The organism is Pseudomonas sp. REB1044 (assembly GCF_038813925.1).
Classification (GTDB): domain Bacteria; phylum Pseudomonadota; class Gammaproteobacteria; order Pseudomonadales; family Pseudomonadaceae; genus Aquipseudomonas; species Aquipseudomonas boreofloridensis.
Genome location: NZ_CP046139.1, coordinates 2,108,847 through 2,127,603 on the forward strand (window position 1 = coordinate 2,108,847; position 18,757 = coordinate 2,127,603).

General features: G+C 57.1%; 13 protein-coding genes, 1 tRNA gene, 5 pseudogenes and 1 other annotated feature. Of the genes and pseudogenes, 9 read left to right on the forward strand and 10 right to left on the reverse strand.

All coding sequences use genetic code 11. The features are described from left to right. Positions 1–48 precede the first annotated feature (48 nt). The gene (gene zigA, locus GKC70_RS09795; protein WP_342651186.1) at positions 49–1,260 is read right to left on the reverse strand and encodes a zinc metallochaperone GTPase ZigA; all 1,212 of its coding nucleotides are present in this window, start codon (positions 1,258–1,260) and stop codon (positions 49–51) included. Between the two features lie 632 nt (positions 1,261–1,892). On the opposite strand from zigA, the pseudogene GKC70_RS09800 reads away from it, so the two are divergent. Beyond that, a pseudogene (locus GKC70_RS09800) lies at positions 1,893–3,099 on the forward strand (N-acetylmuramoyl-L-alanine amidase). A gap of 99 nt (positions 3,100–3,198) precedes the next feature. Here GKC70_RS09800 and GKC70_RS09805 read toward each other — a convergent pair. Beyond that, positions 3,199–3,386, reverse strand: a pseudogene (locus GKC70_RS09805) (IS5/IS1182 family transposase); the annotation flags it as partial. Between the two features lie 202 nt (positions 3,387–3,588). On the opposite strand from GKC70_RS09805, the gene GKC70_RS09810 reads away from it, so the two are divergent. The 3 genes and pseudogenes from GKC70_RS09810 (at position 3,589) to phnX (ending at position 7,222) form a co-directional block, all read left to right on the forward strand. Beyond that, positions 3,589–4,755, forward strand: a complete 1,167-nt coding sequence (locus GKC70_RS09810) for a 2-aminoethylphosphonate--pyruvate transaminase (RefSeq protein WP_342651187.1) — start codon at positions 3,589–3,591, stop codon at positions 4,753–4,755. A gap of 260 nt (positions 4,756–5,015) precedes the next feature. Beyond that, positions 5,016–6,355, forward strand: a pseudogene (locus tag GKC70_RS09815) (MFS transporter). A gap of 39 nt (positions 6,356–6,394) precedes the next feature. Beyond that, positions 6,395–7,222: a phosphonoacetaldehyde hydrolase gene (gene phnX, locus GKC70_RS09820; RefSeq protein WP_342651188.1), complete on the forward strand. Its 828-nt coding sequence runs from the start codon at positions 6,395–6,397 to the stop codon at positions 7,220–7,222. A 138-nt stretch (positions 7,223–7,360) separates the two neighbouring features. Here phnX and GKC70_RS09825 read toward each other — a convergent pair whose 3' ends face one another. The 6 genes and pseudogenes from GKC70_RS09825 to GKC70_RS09850 form a co-directional block, all read right to left on the reverse strand. After that, entirely contained in the window at positions 7,361–7,573 is a 213-nt protein-coding gene (locus tag GKC70_RS09825) for a hypothetical protein (RefSeq protein WP_342651189.1), read from the reverse strand. Between the two features lie 572 nt (positions 7,574–8,145). Then, positions 8,146–8,974: pseudogene (locus GKC70_RS09830) on the reverse strand (IS5 family transposase). 52 nt (positions 8,975–9,026) lie between these two features. Beyond that, positions 9,027–9,233, reverse strand: a complete 207-nt coding sequence (locus GKC70_RS09835; RefSeq protein ID WP_342651190.1) for a hypothetical protein — start codon at positions 9,231–9,233, stop codon at positions 9,027–9,029. Positions 9,234–9,391: 158 nt separating this feature from the next. Beyond that, positions 9,392–9,787, reverse strand: a pseudogene (locus tag GKC70_RS09840) (IS3 family transposase); the annotation flags it as partial. Positions 9,788–10,400: 613 nt separating this feature from the next. Beyond that, positions 10,401–10,517 (reverse strand) — a sequence feature (AL1L pseudoknot). Further along, positions 10,475–10,783: a transposase gene (locus GKC70_RS09845; protein WP_342651191.1), complete on the reverse strand. Its 309-nt coding sequence runs from the start codon at positions 10,781–10,783 to the stop codon at positions 10,475–10,477. (Overlaps the previous feature by 43 nt.) A 332-nt stretch (positions 10,784–11,115) precedes the next feature. After that, positions 11,116–11,988, reverse strand: a complete 873-nt coding sequence (locus GKC70_RS09850; RefSeq protein WP_342651192.1) for a LysR family transcriptional regulator — start codon at positions 11,986–11,988, stop codon at positions 11,116–11,118. Positions 11,989–12,081: 93 nt separating this feature from the next. On the opposite strand from GKC70_RS09850, the gene gstA reads away from it, so the two are divergent. The 3 genes from gstA to GKC70_RS09865 all read left to right on the forward strand — a co-directional run bounded on the left by gstA (position 12,082) and on the right by GKC70_RS09865 (position 15,529). Beyond that, positions 12,082–12,738, forward strand: a complete 657-nt coding sequence (gene gstA, locus GKC70_RS09855; protein WP_342651193.1) for a glutathione transferase GstA — start codon at positions 12,082–12,084, stop codon at positions 12,736–12,738. Between the two features lie 493 nt (positions 12,739–13,231). Beyond that, positions 13,232–14,203: an alpha/beta fold hydrolase gene (locus GKC70_RS09860; RefSeq protein ID WP_342651194.1), complete on the forward strand. Its 972-nt coding sequence runs from the start codon at positions 13,232–13,234 to the stop codon at positions 14,201–14,203. A 1,134-nt stretch (positions 14,204–15,337) separates the two neighbouring features. After that, positions 15,338–15,529: a hypothetical protein gene (locus tag GKC70_RS09865; protein WP_342651195.1), complete on the forward strand. Its 192-nt coding sequence runs from the start codon at positions 15,338–15,340 to the stop codon at positions 15,527–15,529. 54 nt (positions 15,530–15,583) lie between these two features. Here GKC70_RS09865 and GKC70_RS09870 read toward each other — a convergent pair. Together GKC70_RS09870 and GKC70_RS09875 are read right to left on the reverse strand one after the other, a co-directional pair. Continuing rightward, a tRNA-Leu gene (locus GKC70_RS09870) sits at positions 15,584–15,668 on the reverse strand. A 104-nt stretch (positions 15,669–15,772) separates the two neighbouring features. Continuing rightward, positions 15,773–15,985, reverse strand: coding sequence for a hypothetical protein (locus tag GKC70_RS09875; protein WP_029612330.1), 213 nt, complete (start codon positions 15,983–15,985; stop codon positions 15,773–15,775). A gap of 184 nt (positions 15,986–16,169) precedes the next feature. On the opposite strand from GKC70_RS09875, the gene GKC70_RS09880 reads away from it, so the two are divergent. Continuing rightward, on the forward strand, positions 16,170–17,300 hold the full coding sequence (locus GKC70_RS09880; protein WP_342651496.1) for an ATP-binding protein: 1,131 nt from the start codon (positions 16,170–16,172) through the stop codon (positions 17,298–17,300). Between the two features lie 6 nt (positions 17,301–17,306). After that, positions 17,307–18,752 carry an ATPase domain-containing protein gene (locus GKC70_RS09885; protein WP_342651196.1) on the forward strand — a complete coding sequence of 482 codons (1,446 nt, stop codon included), beginning with the start codon at positions 17,307–17,309 and terminating at the stop codon, positions 18,750–18,752. Positions 18,753–18,757 lie beyond the last annotated feature (5 nt).

An 18,757-nucleotide genomic window follows, 5' to 3' on the forward strand; every position in this document is an offset into this window, starting at 1 on the left:
TATGTCCGCAGGTGCCTGGCCCTCCCATGACAGGAGGGCTCTTTCAATTCAGTTCCAGCCTGGAAGTGGGTTGGCCAATTTCATCCAGCCCTTCGGTCCTAACGCCATTTCTTCATCGGTGAGCAAGCAGGCATCGAAGCTTGCGCGCAGCGCGGGCTCATCCATGCCCATGCCGATGAGCACGAGTTCTTGTCGTGCATCGCCCACGTCCTTGTCCCACTTGGCGCGAATGTTCTCGACGGACTCGGTATCCGTCGGCCAGCGGTCTTGTGGAATGGCTGCCCACCAGTAGCCCGCTGGGCCATGTCGGGCCACTGCGCCTGCTTGCGACCAGTTGCCCGCCATCGCCGGCTCGCTGGCGAGCCAGAAATAGCCTTTTGAACGCACGACGCCTGGCCATTCACGCTCTACCAGCTTATGAAATCGTTCGGGATTGAATGGTCGACGGGCGCGGTATACGAAGCTGCGTATCCCATACTCTGCCGTTTCAGGTGTATGTGCACCTCGCATTTCCTGCAGCCAGCCGGGGGCTCGCGAGGCCTCGTCGAAGTCGAACAATCCCGTGTTGAGCACACGATCCAGAGGGACTTTGCCAAACTCTGAGATCTCGATCTTTGCCCGAGGATTCAGGCTGTTGAGGATCGCGATGAGTTGTTGCCGCTCATCCTCACTGATCAGATCAATCTTGTTGAGAACGATCACATCGCAGAACTCGATCTGCTCGATCAGCAGATCCACTACGGTGCGAACATCCTCTTCTCCCAGCGATTCACCTCGCGCCTGCAAGCTGTCGCGCGAGCTGTAGTCGCGGAGGAAATTGAACGAATCCACCACGGTGACCATGGTGTCGAGTTGAGCTACCTCCCCGAGGCTGCGACCATCTTCACCTTCAAAGGTGAAGGTCTCCGCTACGGGGAGTGGTTCAGAAATGCCAGTGGACTCAATGACTAGCTGATCGAATCGTCCTTCTTTGGCGAGCCGATCTACCTCAAGCAGCAGGTCTTCACGCAGGGTGCAGCAGATGCAGCCGTTGCTCATTTCAATCAGCTTCTCATCGGTACGGGAAAGCTCTGCACCTCCCTCACGAACCAACGCAGCATCGATGTTGACGTCACTCATGTCATTGACAATGACCGCGACCCGTCGACCTTCACGGTTGTTCAAAATGTGGTTCAGCAGCGTGGTTTTACCGGCTCCCAGAAATCCAGAAAGGACTGTCACAGGAAGCTTTGGCGCTTCACTTGAATGTTGGGCTGTCATCAGGAAGCCTCACTGAAAGGGGTGACGAAAATAGGGAATCGTTAGTGCTAACTGTCAGAGGTGCGATTGGGCTTGCTACAAGTCGCGCATTTTTCCCATGGAGCTCTATGGTTGTGCTGCCCAGGGAAAGCACGTTTTGCTTGATCCAGGTGCCGAGGTATCGGTTGAGCGATGGGGAGATGAACTCATCGACGGGGCCGCATGAGTCGCAGATTGCGAGCGCCCTTGAATCTCGCTCGGTGGAAGAGGGGCAGATCTCACATAGGCATCAAGAGATCCCAGGCACTGCACCAAACTGCCTTCGGCGGTACGACCGAGTGCTCGGTTAATCTGGGGGGGCGTTTTCAAGCCCTCGCTCTTCAAGTGTCCAAGGATGTTATATGTGCTTAGCGGCTTGCTCGACTGTCGAAGGGTTGCCAGCCCCCGTTGCTGATTGGTGGTCAATTGCATGCGGCCCCCCGTCGGACGTGAGAAAGTAAATCTTAACATCTATTTATGCAATGTTATAACGTAACATTAAAGGGGCGCCACAAAAAATCTCAAGGGCGTGTAAGGGCTCCAGACGGGAGAAGGCGTATGAAATGCCGAGATTCTGTCTGGCCGGCGGAAATTTCTGAATGTGGGGAAGGTGTATGGACAGACGGCGTTTGTTGAAATTTATCTTGGCTGGTCTAGCGCTGCCGGCCTCGTTCGCTGCGCAGGCGTCCCAGGCAGTTCGGCGGGTGAGCGTCGTTCGTTCGGGGGATCTACCAAGCTTGTGCTTGACCTGAGCGGCCCGGTGGTTGCAAACAGCTTCAGCTTGGATTCTCCGCCGCGCTTAGTACTTGATCTTCAGCACGCTGCACTTGATACGACGTTGGACGGTCTCTTGCTCGACGGTACACCGATCCGCGCTGTGCGTAGCGGAAAAACACCCACGGGGATCTGAGAATTGTCTTGGATCTGGCCAAGTCAGGTATCCAAGGGAAGCTTCGGCCTCTCTCAGCCAATGGGCGTGAGTTGGAGCTGTTGCTTCCTGATCTGCCGGTCAAGGAAAACGTCGTCGCGACCGCTAGTCAGCCCTCACCGGTACGAGCAAAGGGGAGGGTCAATCGAGACCTCCTGGTCGTCATTGATGCGGGACATGGCGGCAAAGACCCGGGTGCAGTTGGTGCAAAAGGGGAGCAGGAGAAGATTGTTGCACTCCAGATTGCTACGCTGCTGGCTAAACGAATTGATGCCCGGAAGGGTTACAAAGCTCGGCTCGTGCGCTCCGGCGATATCTTCATTCCGCTACGTAAGCGAGCGGAGGTGGCCCAGCGTCTGAACGCTGATCTGTTCGTTTCTATTCATGCTGATGCCGCCCCACGACTTAACGCTTCAGGGGCATCAGTCTTTGCGCTGTCGCACAATGGCGCCAGTTCTTCAATGGCGCGTTGGATGGCTCAGCGAGAAAACGGTGCTGATTCTGTCGGTGGCGGCTTGGCCGTCAAGCTAAGGAAAAAAGATCCGATGGTTGCGGGTGTGCTACTCGACATGTCGATGAATGCCACAATTTCAACCAGCTTGGATCTCGGCCATCAGGTGCTTTCGCAGTTGAGGCAGGTTTCGAGGCTGCATCAGGCGAAGGTTGAGCAGGCTGGGTTCGCGGTTCTCAAGTCCGCCGCTATACCATCGATTCTGGTCGAAACAGGTTTTATTTCCAACGTCTCGGATTGTCGACGGCTGCACGACACACGTCACCAGCGCAAAATTGCCGATGCGATTTTCGCGGGCGTGGATAGCTACTTCCGGCAGCAACCACCCCCAGGCAGCCTGATCGCCTCTCAGGTAGCCGATTTGCCGTCTGATCACACGTAAGGGTGTTCGATCTTCGTCCGTGCCTGCGGAGCGGCCTCGGCTATAGCGGCTACGAATGTCCGCCGGCTACTGGTGCTCCTGCGGCAGGTGCCGGAAATTCATGAGGTGAATGCGCAGCCTGGTTTCCAGTGGATACGGCTTGCCGCCAGCCTTTGGGAGTGAGGCTCTATCAACGCTACTAATCCGCTCTAGGAAACCACCTGTTCCATCTCGTCCATGAAGCGCTCGCGACGGGTCCGCTTGCGCTTACCGGCGTACTCGAAATCGAAAAAGCTCATCTGGCTCATGGGATGGCGGGCTTGAAGAGGGCCTTCGGACTGGAGGCTATCTCAGCACACGAAGATAGCCGTAACGACTTGATCGAAGGACCCTCAACAATAAGTCTTGCTTATGCATCGTGTGGCCAGAAGTGATTTTATTTAACCGTAAACAGATGTTTTTATCAGCTCACATATCACTCCTTATAAAACAACGCTGCTGGAGAAGATCATGACTAAAGCTGAGCTTAGCACCTACCGAGCCCTGGAGGCCCCCGCACTGGGCGAGCCTTACCTGCTAACCCCAGGACCATTGACCACGTCCAAAGCCACCAAGGAGTCCATGCTCCGCGACTGGGGCTCATGGGATAAGGCCTTCAACGAAGTAACGATGGAAGTTCGTAAGCGGCTGCTGGCCATGGCGGGTGTAAAAGACGACAGTTTCACCTGCGTGCCACTGCAGGGCAGTGGCAGCTACTCGGTCGAAGCGGCGCTTGCCGCTGCCATACCGCGTGACGGCAAAGCGTTGGTGTTGATGAATGGTGCTTACGGCCAGCGCGCCACGAAGACCCTCGAGTATCTCGGCCGCGCTTTTCTCACCCTCGACAAGGGCGACTATCTGCCACCGCAGCCCGAGGAAGTGGACAAGCTGCTCAAAGCCAATCCGGACTTGACCCACGTGTTTCTCGTCCACTGCGAGACCAGCTCGGGCATCCTCAACCCCCTGCATGAAATCTCCAAGGTGGTACAGGCCCATGGCAAGGGCCTGATTATCGATGCCATGAGTACCTTCGGCGCTGTGCCCCTGACCATCCAGGAAATTGCGTTCGACGTGATGGTCTCTTCGGCCAACAAATGCATCGAGGGTATCCCTGGATTCGGCTTTGTCATCATTCGGCGCTCTGTTCTGGAAGCCGCAAAAGGCCGCGCCAACTCTCTTAGTTTGGACCTCCATGAACAATGGGTCTACATGGAGAAAACCGGCCAGTGGCGCTTCACCCCACCGACCCACTCCGTAGTAGCCTTCCTCAAGGCACTGGAGCAGCACGAAGCTGAAGGTGGCGTGCAGGGGCGGCTGACACGCTACACCCGCAACCGTGACGTATTGGTGGCCGGGATGCGCAGGTTGGGCTTCAAGACGTTACTCGAGGACCAGTGGCTATCGCCCATCATCACCACATTCTTCAGCCCTGAACATCCGAACTTCGAATTCAAGCGTTTTTACGATGAACTGAAGTCGCGCAACTTCATTATTTATCCCGGTAAACTCACCGTCGCAGAGAGTTTCCGTATTGGCTGTATCGGTCAGATCGATGAATACGTCATCCATCAATTGCTGCGGGCCATCGCTGACAGCCTCGCGGCGATGAGGATCGACATGTCGCACGCCACGGCTTGAGCGCACCGCCCTTAGGGCCCCGTTGACCCGAGCGAAAGCAAGTGGATTGCCGCCTTGAGCAAGGACCTTTTTTCAACCGTTCAACTGCCTAGTTCCGCCAGGCAGTGCCTGGCGGAAGCGAGCGCCGCACCTTCACAAATGTGACTTTGCCCAGTTGCGGGCTGTGCACGAGGAGGTGGCATGGATGCACTGATCAATCTCGAAAACGATAAAGCCAATAACCTTGCGCTGTCTGCCACCCACTACGGGATCAGAACACCATGAACAATCATGCAAGCCCGCAACCAACAGGCTGGAAGTCGCTTCAACGATGGCGAGTGCAGATCTTTATTATCACCTGGGTCGCCTATGCCACTTTCTACTTCACACGCAAGGCGTTTTCCGTCGCTAAGCTAGGTATCGGCGAAGACCCGGATTTCATGCTTGAAAAGGCCATGATGGCCAATCTGGACGCCCTCTATCTGATGGCCTATGCCGTGGGGCAGTTTCTGTGGGGTGGCTTCTCCGACCGCTTCGGCCCAAGGATCGTGGTACTCAGCGGACTGGTCATCTCCGCGGTGGCCGCCGCGCTCATGGGCACTTACGCGACCCTGCCGATCTTCGCTTCCTGCATGCTGATTCAAGGGCTTGCCCAGTCCACGGGCTGGTCGGGGCTCTGCAAGAACGTAGGCAGCTTCTTCAGTACTCAGGAGCGTGGCCGTGTACTGGGCTACTGGAGTACTTCCTACGCGTTCGGCGGGCTGGTGGCGACACCGTTCACAGGCTGGTGGGCGTACGAGGCTTATCACGATTGGCGCTTGGCGTTCTTCAGCAGTGCCGCCGTTGTGCTGGTGGTTGCTGTGCTGTTCTTCCTGTTGCAGCGTAATCGTCCGGAAGACGTGGGGCTGAGGCCCGCCGAGATCGAAGTTGAACCGGTCGGCACCTCAACTGCGCCTCGCAAAAGTCCGTGGGCCGGTTTGTTTACGGTGCTAAAGAACCGAACCGTGCTGTTCTTGGGGTTGGCCTATTTCATGCTTAAGCCAGCCCGCTACGCCATCCTGTTCTGGGGGCCGGTCATTATCTATGAGCGCATGCCCGACATTGGCAAGGTTGCCTCGGCCATCGTACCGACCTCTTTTGAAGTGGCCGGGTTGGTTGGACCTATTCTGATCGGGATTGTCTCGGACAAATACTTCGGCGCCCGTCGCATCCCTGCCTGCGTTCTTAGCCTAGTACTGCTAACAGTCTGCCTGGCACTGTTAGTGCCGGTCATGCAGAGCGGCAGTCTGTATGGGGTGGTGGGCATGCTGTTCGTGATAGGCATCTGCCTGTACGGGCCGGACTCCATGATCAGCGGCTCGGCAGCCATCGATTTTGGCAGCAAGGGTGGCGCAGGGTCTGCCACCGGCTTCGTCAACGGCTGTGGATCGGTGGGGGCAGTGCTTGGGGGCTGCTCCCCGGTTATTTCGACACCACCACTATATTCCTGGTGTTCACAGGTGCCGCACTGCTGGCCGCGTCAATGTTGATTCCATTCTGGAACACTCGTCCCAAGACGGTGGGAAACACGGCGTTGCATCCCACACCCGAACAACCGGCCGCGCTTGGCACCCATTCCTGAACTCGACCTGTCCTTTAAACTCTCACTGGAGCAACGTCCATGAAATATGAAACTCCATCGAAACTGCAAGCCGTAGTCCTAGATTGGGCCGGCACGGTCGTCGATTTCGGCTCTTTCGCACCGACGCAGATCTTCGTCGAAGCGTTCGCCGAGTTCGGGGTGGCGGTCTCGCTGGAAGAAGCCCGTGGCCCCATGGGCATGGGCAAGTGGGATCACATCCGCACACTGTGCAACATTCCTGAAATTGCCGAACGTTATCGCAAAGTGTTCGGCCACACGCCTACCGATGACGATGTGACAGCTCTGTACAACCGCTTCATGCCGCTGCAGATCGAAAAGATCGCCGTTCATTCGACGTTGATTCCGGGGGCATTGCAAACCATCGCCGAGGTGCGCAATAGAGGCCTCAAGGTCGGCTCCTGCTCCGGCTACCCGAAAGTTGTAATGGACAAAGTGGTGGAGTTGGCCAGGCAAAACGGCTACGTCGCCGATCATGTCGTGGCCACGGACGAAACACCCAATGGGCGACCCTGGCCCTCCCAAGCACTGGCCAACGTCATCGCCTTGGGCATCGATGATGTCGCAGCCTGCGTAAAGGTGGACGACACCTGGCCTGGCATCCTGGAAGGTCGAAAGGCTGGGATGTGGACAGTAGCCTTGACCTGTTCGGGCAACGCCATGGGGCTGTCCTACGAGCGCTACAAAGCGCTGCCTTCGGACAAGCTGGCTGATGAGCGTGTGCGCATCGCCAAAATGTTCGAGCCTTCCCGCCCGCACTATCTGATCGACACCATCGCCGACCTACCGGGAGTCATCGAGGACATCGATCGTCGCCTGTCTCGCGGTGAGACACCCCAGGCCTGCTGATAGACCTCTCGGGCGGGGCCTCGGTCCTGCCCTCACAGCACGTGTTGTGGCTGACGCAGCTTGAAGTGATATGGGGGCAGAATCTCGTTGCTTCTGCCGCATCGGCGCAGCCGTCACCTCGACTAGTGGTGTGAGCGGTCACATCGCGGATCGAAAAATATCCCGATAGATTTCGCAGGAAAAGGAAAATGGATCGCCCGTGACTTCCCGCGCATCAGTTTTAAAAGGGCGGTGTACTGCACATCTGTCATTCCGATTCATTGGAAAGACCTGAAAACCCGCACTGTTGTAGATCAAACGACCACTTGCATGGATAAAAGCCAAACCGCAAGCTTGCAGAGTGATGGTCAAGCATGATCCTGGAGAAACGCATCCAGAGATGCCAAGAGTACGCGATGCTGTATGGCAGGGCGCTTGTGAACGCTATGTCCGTCGACGTAACCGACCTCAGCGGCCCATGAAGCGCTATCAATACGCTCGGAGTTCTGTGAGTTCGGGTCTGCCTGCCAAAACTTAACTATCGGACGTCGAAGCTGGCTTGTCTGCGGGAAGGTGGAGCTGGCATGACGAACTTATACATTTCAAACTAAGCCAGCTACCACTTTTGACGCGTGCTGTCTAAAAATCACTGCTTAGGGAAATTCCGAACAAGTGGCCCATCACCTCAAATGGACGGTTTGGGCATGCCGAATAGCCCGATTTTCAGCCGCTGACTATTGGATAACTAGGCTTTGTTTGAAAAGTCTTGAGACGAAGGTCAGGCAAGGCGAAAACCGCCGAGGAACGGTCGGAGTCGCGCTCGACTTTACAGGTTGTAAATGAGCATTCCGACCGGGCTGGCGATCCAGGCGGTTTTCAACGCAGCATCACCGAGTATCAAGGCTTTTCAGACAAAGTCTAAGGCATGGCCTTGGTTTCTGTCCTCACGGGCGCACCTCTCCCGCGGCCGGCAATAATTGCCGGCGCACCCTCCACAGATTCGACAGGGCAAACAGCGTGATCAGTTGCGCCGTGTTCTTGGCCAAGCCACGGAAACGGGTTTACACATAGCCGAATTGGCGCTTGATCACACGGAATGGATGTTCGACTTTCGCTCGCACCTGCGCTTTGACCTTCTCGATCTTACGTCTGGCCTTGTAGAGCACACTTCGTTTGCTCGAGTGTTTATAGGTGCTCCGACGAGCCGCAATCTGCCAGATCACCGGCCTTCCTTCATGCTCCGGCCGCTTTTCCACACCGGTATAACCCGCGTCGGCACAGATATTTTCATCACCATGCAACAGGTGAGCGACCTCCGTTACACCGGCCACATTCGCCGCTGTACCGTGGACGTGGTGCACCAGTCCCGACTCAGCATCAGCCCCAATAGGCGCCTTCATGTCGAAGAAATACTGATTACCTTCTTCGTCTGATGCATTTCGGAATCGCGCTTGCCGTCCTTGGTCTTGGTCGAACTAGGTGCATGGATGATGGTGGCGTCGACAATGGTGCCCTGGCGCAACGACAGGCCTTTGTCTCGCAGGGAATTGTTGATGGTTTTCATGATGCCCATCGCCAACTGATGCTTTTCCAGCAGGTGCCGGAAATTCATGATCTTTGTGTCTTCAGGGATCGCAGCGCTGAGCGTCAGACGAGCAAACTGGCGTATCCGCTCCACGGAACCACCTGCTCCATCTCGGCCAGGAAACGCTCGCGACGGGTTTGCTTGCGTTTACCGGCGTACTCGAAATCGGAAAAGCTCATCTGACGCATGGGATGACGGGATTGTAGAGGGCAGTTGGACGGAAGGCTATTTCAGCTCAGGTCAGATGGCCTGTGTTGACTTCATCGGAGAATCCTTAGTCTTGTGATCTAGCGCTGCGTAGAAGTGAGCGCTTTGCTGCAAGTACTTCTGGGTGTAGGCGCTGTTTCGAGATTTTTCGCCGGTGACTTGTACGCTGGCCGCAGCAGGCAGGGCAACAGTGGCAGATACAGCGGAAGCGGCAATGACGGAGAAGAGGTTAAGATTCATGATGATAAGCCTTATGTCAGGTTGGTTGACCGGCCTCGGAAGGCCTTTGACTCGAACTTACCCCCGGGGCGGTAACAGTGGAAATGCATTGAAGCACTAGCCGCTATCAATGCAATTGATAGACGCCTTGAACCGCCCCGGATTTCACGGAGGCTACTTCATTCGAATCGGCCCGCAGCCTGACTCTGCTCGTATAATGCCTCAAACTCCACTGCGGCCTATTTCCAATCGGCCCCAGCAGGCGCTGAGGGTTAAGCCAGCTCACCCAATTCAGTGTTTCCCATTCAAGACTTTCTACGCTGGTGCTCAACTACTTCGGCCAGGATGCTTTTCCATGGGCCTCTCTTGTGGTCCAGTCCGGTCTTGGAAAGGCCATTGATGGTCTCTGCCAATGCGTTGTCGTAGCTGTCACCTGTACTGCCAACCGACGGCTCAATACCGGCTTCACCTAATCATTCGCTGTAGCAAATCCACAGGTATTGCGCCCCCCTGTCGCTGTGATGGATTAATTGGTGAGGCTCAGTCTGACGGGCGTGAAGCGCCTGTTCTAGGCTCTGTTTGAAAAGTCCTGAGACGAAGGTCAGTCAAGGCGAAAACAGCCGAGGAAGCGGAGTGTACTGGAGTACATGAGCATTTCGACCGGGCTGGCGCTCCAGGCTGTTTTCAACGCAGCATGAACGAGTCTCAAGGCTTTTCAGACAGAGCCTAGCGCATCCGACACGAACTCGGTACGCATGTGTCGACTCACACCCCAGCCAACGATGAATCGTGAATAGACATCTACGATCAACGCAACATAAGCAACCCTTGCCAGGTGGAGACGAATGTGAAGTCGGCGACCCAGAGCCGATTGGGCCGCCCAGCGGTGAAGTGGCGTTTCACCAGATCCCTAGGATTGGCCTGTTCAGAGAGTGCTTGCGTGGTTTTAACAGTCTGCCTAGGGTGACGTCGCGCAAACGCATTGCCCGCATCAACCGCTCCACCGCGCAATGTGCCACCGCCTGTCCCTCGCATAGCAACTGTCGCCACACCTTCCTGGCCCCGTAGACCTCGTAGTTTTCCTGCCAAACATGACGGACCCGCAATGCCAGCGCCTCGTCACGCATCGCGCGCAGTGAGGCTCGTGCAGGATCACGTAGGCGTGAAGCATGATGTCGGTAAGCAGAACGTGACACATGCAGCACAAGACACATCGGCTCAACCGCGAATGTTTTTCCGGTGCGCGCCGATCAGCCACCAGATCACTTCAAACGGCGGTCGAGTTCCGCTTGGGCGAAAAAAGCACTGGCAACCTTGAGGATCTCATTGGCGCGCTTGAGTTCGCGAATCTCGCGCTCTAGCTCTTTGACCCGAGGGTCAGCCGGGGTGCTGAGCGTAGAGGGAGAGGAGGCCTTGCGAATCCAGTTGCTCAAGGTCTGGGCGGTACATCCGATCTTGCTGGAGACCGCTTCGATGGCTGCCCATTGAGCGTCGTGCGACTCGTGGACTTCATAGACCATTCGCACGGCGCGTTCACGGATTTCGGGGAAGAATTTCGATGGTTTTGGCACAGTGGCTCCAGTTGCTTAAAAAGTGGAGTCTGCGTGAAACCCGGGGCGGTTCAGCCGAGCCTGGGCGCTCTACATTACCGGTAACCAATATTTGGTGCTGCTGCCATAACAGTACTCTTTTTCACCAAAGGATCAACGCCATGGAAAAGACCAAAGACCTGCGGCTGGCGACGCTGTTGGAACTGGGGGCACGCAGCTGACCTATCAAGCAGCTGACCTATAGAGTACCAACGAGCTCATCAGCTGACATCGACGGTTACCCCGCATTGGATTCGCAGGCTGTGGCGAAGCGGTCGATGCGATCACACCGACTGCGCAGATGGTGGAGGCGATCAGCGCCGGTGATCACCGGTCCCAGGCAGTGCAGCGCACACCTCGATCAAGTGATCCATGACTGCCCGAACAGCCGGAGACTGCCTCAGGTCGCCATGAACTGACATCCAGAGCTTTCGACTCAAGGGAGTCGGATGAGTCTTGACGTGCACCAAACCAGGATCAGAATCTCCTAGAAGTCGCGGGAGCAAGGCAACACCTAAGCCTGCACGCGCTCCTTGCGCCTGAGTGACGACATCGTTGGATCGAAGGGCAAAGGGACGACCAGCAGCAAATTCGTCCAACCAGCGCTGCTGAGGAATGTGCGCCAGCGAAGGTTCGAAGCCGATCAGCCTCCAATGCTCCACTGGCTGGAGGATGTAGTCGTGGCTGGTATAGAGAGCCAGCGATAGGTCGCCTACTTGACGCACGACGCGCCCAGGTAATTGCGGTCGTACAAAACCGATGGCGATATCGGCCTCCGCACGCTCAAGCGACGCAACAGTCGACGTGGCTGACAGCACTATCTGAATCTCGGGATGTGCTTGAGCGAAAACGGGTAGGCTCGGAGCGATGAGAAACGCTGCAAGCACTGGTAGCGCACTCACTACGACAGTGGCCTGTAGCGGATCGTTGCTACCTCGCAGATGGCGAACTATCGCGCTCGTCTGAGCTTCCATCGCTTGGGCCACGGCAACGAGCGCCTGGCCGTCTTTCGTCAACCGCGTTGATCGGGGCAGGCGAATAACCAGCTTACGCTCAGTCGATGCCTCCAGACGGGCGACACGACGTCCTACCGTGGCGTGATCTACGCCCAGTTCGGCTGCCGCCGCAGTGAATGATCCGAGCCTGGCGGCGGCTAGAAAGAAGTGGAGATCCTGCCAATCGAACATGCTTGCATCTTTGCACGCCTGAATCGCACTGTCACGCGTTTCCACGAGCATGAAGCATAGGTAACGTTGTGTTTTCTTTCGATTGGGGAAATTATGTTTACCCTTTACTACGCGGCCGGCGCCAGTTCACAGGCACCACATATACTGCTCAGAGAGGCTGAACTGAGCTTCACCTTGGAAAAAGTCGATCTGAGCACTCGTAGTTGGTCGGGGGGCGACTACCGAGCGTTCAACCCGAAGGCTTACGTGCCAGCACTAAAGCTGGGGGATGGCGACGTGCTCACCGAATGTGCAGTGATCCTGCAGTTCATCGCGGACCAAGTGCCTGCTAAGCAACTATTGCCGCCGACCAATACTCGCGAGCGATATCACGCGCTGGAATGGCTCAACTTCATCGCGACAGAGTTGCACAAGAATTTCATCACCCCAGAGAGGCATGGCGGCGTAGCAGCGAACTTTCTTTCGAAAACACTTCAGGGGCAAGCCCAGACCCGTCTCCACGTCTCGCCTCGTCTGGACAACGTCAATCGCCGACTGACCGGAGCAAGCTATCTAGGAGGCGAACATTTCTCCGCACCGGATGCTTATCTCTTCACGATGCTGACCTGGGCACGGCGTCTGGCAATGGACCTATCACAGTGGCCGGCCCTGCAGAAGTTCTACGAACGCGTCGGTCAACGACCATCTGTCCAAGACACCTTGCGGGTGGAAGGCCCTCCGCACGCACTGCTTGAACAAGATCAAGGCTGAGCAGGATCGTGTCCCATAAAATGGTGTAGCCGCGCTGAATGAGACGGACAGTGGCGCCTGGTGGCTGACTAACTTCGCGATCGATGATCTACAGGTCAAGCTGGCGACCGTGATCAAATAAACGGCAAACTCAGCGGCCAGAGCCACGATGAGTTACACCACTTCTTGGGATACGAGCAAATTGACCCTAGGCTCTGTCTGAAAAGCCTTGATACTCGGTGATGCTGCGTTGAAAGCCGCCTGGATCGCCAGCCCGGTCGGAATGCTCATTTACAACGCGTAAAGTCGAGCGCGACTCCGACCGTCCTCCGGCGGCCTTCGCCTTGTCTGACCTTCATCTTAAGACTTTTCAAACAGAGCCTAAGACAGCTGGTATCCCATTTGTATATTTCGTTAGTCTAAAGGCCGCGAAATAATGGGGCGAACCTATTTAAATAGATGAATGAATCAGTCGCGAGGGACACGGGCGACGCCCATAGAGCAAACGAACGCTGTGCCCGATGAAATCGAGCAGCGTAAATCAAAACATCAGTTGAGGATGGTACGTATGTTTGAGCAGAGAGAAAAAGCCAAGGCTTCGGTGGAGGCGATTGAGTTTCAATTGGAAGGCGCCACGATTCGTGGCACGTTCTACCGCCCTGAAGGGTTACTCGGTCAACTGCCAACCGTGGTGCTGGCCAACGGCTGGTCGATGGTAACGGGCGGGGACCTGGACGATTACGCGGCCGTGATCGTGAACCGAGGATTTGCTGCTCTCACGTTCGATTTCCGCGGGCTGGGAAAAAGCGGTGGAGAACCTCGGCAGGAGATCGATCCTTATAAGCAGATCGAAGACTATCGTGGTGCCATTTCGTACGTTCGCAGTCGCCCAGATGTTGATCCTGAGCGTATCGGCATTTGGGGGACAAGCTACGCTGGCGGACACGCCCTGAGCGTGGCAGCGCTGGACAGGCGCGTTAAGTGCGTCGTCAGTCAGGTGCCGACCATCAGTGGCTTCAAGGCAGCTCAACGTCGAGTCAGTCCAGACAAAGCCAAGGTCTTGCGTGCGAGTTTCGAAGCGGATCGTGAAGCCCGTTTCAGGGCAGAGCCACCTGCACGACTACAAATTATTAGCGCAGACCCTAACGCGTCTGTGGCCTATCCGGGTCTCGATTCTTTCGAGTACATGGGCAGCGAAGGCGAACGGAGCCCTTGGTGGAAAAACGAAGTAACGCTGCGGTCGCTGGAGCTAGCCCGAAGCTACGAGCCTGGCGCCTACATCAGCCGCATTTCACCTACGCCGCTGCTGATGATCGTCGCTTTGGATGATGGGCTTACTCCAGCCGACCTTCAGCAAGAAGCCTACAGCCAGGCACACGATCCAAAGAAGCTTATTCTCCTGCCAGGCGGACATTACTCCGTCTATAGAGAGCATTTCGAAACCACCAGCGATGCCGCTGCGAGCTGGTTTGCAGAACATCTATAGTACCGTCAGGGCGCCGGAACTTGGCGGCCTAACGTCAGCCGTTCCGGCAGTGTGGATCCGAGGTTATCTAGCTCCTGAGATAAGATAAGTGAGCGTCATTGAAATCAAGCAGTATCATGGACCTGAGATCCTGCGGTTGGGTGTTGTCTCTTGGTTCATCTACGGAGAGCTCGCCCACCCTCTGACGGGGTGCGTACTCAATTGCTCTTACTTCTTTGAAACCTCCGTTAGCAGATCGTTGATGAGCGTTCGTGCGCGGTCATTAATCTCACCGCGTTCTGCCAGTCCGACCATTCTGCCGATGACCGCCCGCGATCTTGGCGAAGGTTTGGCTTCGGCATCCCTCAGCTGAGCTACCAAGCTGTCTGATTCGCCTGTGTCGACCTCAACTGAGTCCTCTTCTAAAGCTCTTTCAGAGAGGTTTCGAAGGAGAAATTGCTACGTAGCCTACATGCCGAAAGGCGTAACCCTTATTCAGGACGGCATACAGCCACAAAAAGGGCCTGTTAGGGCAAGAGGAATAAAAAAGCTGACTCGCTCAAATCCAGCTGATGGGGTCGGCTGGATGGAGGGGATAAGCGAGTCAGCAAAGCCCCAGTGTCGATGTGGAGCTGAATCAAGGGATGTAATGCGAAGCACTGTGCATCACACGTTTCGTGTCGGGCCAATTCTATTTACGGACTAACTGATTGAAGAAAACTATCAATCGGGAACCCTAAGAACGCCGGGCACTAAAAAGCCGACGGGCGACGTCGGCATTTTTTAAATGCTTTCGTAGCCTCTGTGTGAGGGCATCGTATGTGCGTCCCACCACCCAGAGCAATACCGTGGCTCTCGCGGCACAAAATTCCAATCAAGACTTTTTGGCGCGCAGGGTAGGCAGTCTTGGGCTGTGCGGCCCGATAAACATCTCAAGGAGGTCTGTTGGCAAATCCCAGGTGCGCGATGACCAACTCCTTCCTCGATTCGAGGACGAACCGCGAACATAAAAAGCCCGCCGAGCTGGCGGGCAAGACGTTCTGAAGGGAGCTCGACCAGCTTATGGGTGGTGGAGTTAAGGCAACGTTAAATCGGGTACGGTTGACCTACCGGGGCGTGGCGCCTATACAAGCATCTTGAAAACAGGAGCCAGCCATGCACGACGAGGACGATCTCCCGGAACCCGAGCACGATCACCTGCTTGATCACGACTTCCTCTATGAGGCTCAGCCGCTGGAGGCCGACGCCGAAGGGATGGAAGACGATATTGAGGACGACGACTACTCGGACGACGACCTGGGCGACGAAGAGGACCATCCTGCCTGGCACGATGACCCGAATGACTGAGCGCAAGCGCTGATACGAAAAAGGCGCCTGATCAGGCGCCTTGGACGAGGGAGATGGTGCGAGTGGTGGGACTCGAACCCACAAGGCTTGCGCCGACAGATTTTAAGTCTGCTGTGTATACCAATTCCACCACACTCGCACAGGTGATCGGGTCATTCGACCGGCACGCTTCAATGCTGAAGGGCCATCCAATCAGGCGCGCTTTATAGCCCATCGTTATAGGCCAGTCAACCGCAGACCGTTTCACGGATGGATGGTGTGAGCGATCCCGCGCATGTCTTGCGCGCTGTCGCGCAGTTCCTGAACCTGTTCACCCATGGTGTTGGCGTCTTCGGGATGTACCGAGTGACGCAGAAAGCGCGCATGGCCTTCCAAGCCTCGACACAACTGGTCGATCTGCTGTGCGGTGTTCATCAGATCGCGCTGAAGACTCAGTAGCCGATAATTGGTTGTCATTCAGGCTCCACAAGCGCATGAGTGCATGGGCACTATAGGGTAAATCCCGACTTGCTGTCATTGCTGTATGTATTGGACACTGGATCAATCAACTAGGCTCAATTCCACTGCTGCTGGTCGTGCTCATGGAGCTCGCATGGTTTTCAATGACAGGGTTTCGAATGATCGTCCCGCTTCACCAATCATGCCCGCCGAGCACTACGAGCGTCTGGTACACGCAGTGGTCGATTACGCCATCTACATGCTCGATCCCGAAGGCTACGTGGTGTCCTGGAATCCGGGGGCGCAGCGTATAAAGGGCTACCGCGCCGATGAGGTGATCGGGCAGCATTTCTCGCTGTTTTTCACAGCCCAGGACTGCGCCGAAGGTCGGCCGGCCATGCTGCTGAACCAAGCTCTGGAGCATGGGGTGGCCCAAGACGAGGGCTGGCGGCTGCGCAAGGACGGAACGCCGTTCTGGGCGCTGACGGCGCTGGACGTTGTGCGCGACGATCAGGGTCAGGTCATCGGCCTGGCAAAGGTCACGCGTGACATTTCTGACCGACGCGAATCCTCACTGCAACTGGACGCCATGCGCGCCCAGCTGTTCCATGCGCAGAAACTCGAAGCGCTGGGCCAGCTCACCGGAGGCCTTGCCCACGACTTCAATAATCTGCTGACCATCATCCTGGGTTCGGCTCGCTTGGCACGCGCCAGCGCGGATCCCGCGCGCGTGGACAGCTTGCTGGGACATATCGTCGAGGCAGGCGAGCGCGGCGCGCAGTTGACCCAGGTGCTGCTTGGTTTCGCCCGCCATCGCCAGTTGAACACTACCTTGATCGCACCTGCCGAGCTGATCGCCTCCACCTGCAACCTGATCGAGCACGCGTTGCCCGAGAGTATCGCGCTGCGTGCGTGCGTGGCCGAGGCACTGCCACAGATGGACGTGGATGTTGGGCAGTTGCAAATGGTATTGCTCAATCTGGTGTTCAACGCCCGCGACGCGATTGCCGAGCGGGGGTGCGTCCGGCTCGGCGTGTCGCAGGTCGTGCTGGGTGGGGAGGTGGAAGGTCTGCATGGCGCGTTTCTGCGCTTCGACGTAGAAGACAACGGGCAGGGCATCGATCCTGAGGTGTTGCCGCGAATCTTCGAGCCTTTTTTCACCACCAAGGTCTTCGGCAAGGGCACCGGACTTGGCTTGAGTCAGGTCTATGGCTTCGCCAAGCAGAGCGGTGGTGCAGTGAGCGTGACCAGCACGGTCGGTCACGGTACGTGCATGAGTCTGTACCTGCCGATTTCATCGAGCCCGATCCCCTCCTCAGAGCAGAGGTGCTAGCGAGTCATGGTTGAAACACTCAAACGGCTGGCCACAGGTATCGACGGGTTGGATGCCTTGCTCATGGGCGGCCTGGTGGCCGGTGCCTCCTACATCGTTCAGGGCCCGCCGGGCGCGGGCAAGACCATCCTCGCCAACCAGGTCGCCACCGGTCATGTGGCGCAGGGCGGTCGCGTCCTGGTGGCAACGTTGCTGAGCGAGTCCCACGAGCGCCTGTTCCAGTACCTGTCGACGCTGGAGTTCTTCGACGCATCGTTGGTGGGCGATCAGATCCTGTTCCTCAGCGCTTTCGACACGCTGCAGGAAGAGGGGCTGGAGGCCGTGGTGCGACTGCTGCGCCAGGAGATCGTACGCCAACGCGCCAGCCTGCTGATCGTCGACGGCCTGCTCAATGCGCGCTCGCGCGCCGAGACCAGCCTGGATACCAAGAAATTTGTCGCGCAGTTGCAGGGGCATGCAGCGTTCGCCGGCTGCACGGTGCTGCTGCTGACCAGTGCTCGATTGGAGGAAGGCAGCCCAGAACACACCATGGTCGATGGCGTCATCGAACTGGGCGAACAACTCGACGGCAGCCGTGCGGTGCGCCATGTGCAACTGCGCAAGACCCGCGGCAGTGGCGCATTGTCCGGCCGCCATGAATGCCGCATCAGCCAGACCGGCCTGCAGGTCTATCCGCGATTGGAGGCGCTGTACAGCCATCCGAGCGACTTGGGCTCGGCCACGCTCAAGCTCGTGACCACGGGCGTGAGCACGCTGGACGAGATGCTCGGCGGCGGCTTGGCCGCAGGGTCAGTGAGCCTGGTCATGGGCCCGTCCGGGGTGGGCAAGTCGTCCTTGGGGCTGGCGTTTCTCGCCGCCGCCACGCCAGAGGCGCCTGCGCTGCACTTTGGCTTCTATGAAACGCCTGCTCGCTTGCGCTTGAAAGCGGGCTCGCTGGGCTACGACTTCGTCGAGATGGAGCGTTGTGGGGCCCTGCTATTGAGCTGGCAGCCGACTACCGAAGGCTCGCTGGACGAGGTCGGCGCACGCCTGCTGACTCAGGTACGCGCATGCGGCGCCCGGCGCGTGGTGATCGACAGCCTCGGCGCCTTCGGTCGTTTGGCCTCGGACCCCAATCGTCTCAATGGTTTTTTCCGCGCATTGACCGCAGAGCTGCGTGCGCAGGGCGTCAGTGTGCTGCTGACCTGGGAAATGCGCGACCTGTTCGGTTCGGAAATCACCGCGCCGGCACCGGATCTGTCGAGTATCGTCGACAATTTGCTGCTCATGCGCTTCGTCGAACTGGATTCGCAACTGCGCCGCGTGCTTTCGATTCTCAAGGTGCGTGACAGTCACTATGACCCGTCACTGCACGAGCTGACCATCGGGCCCACAGGCATAACCTTGCGCAATGCCTTCGTTGGCACTCAGGGCGTGCTGTCGGGTACCGCAACAGCTTCGGGGGACCGCTGAGGCGG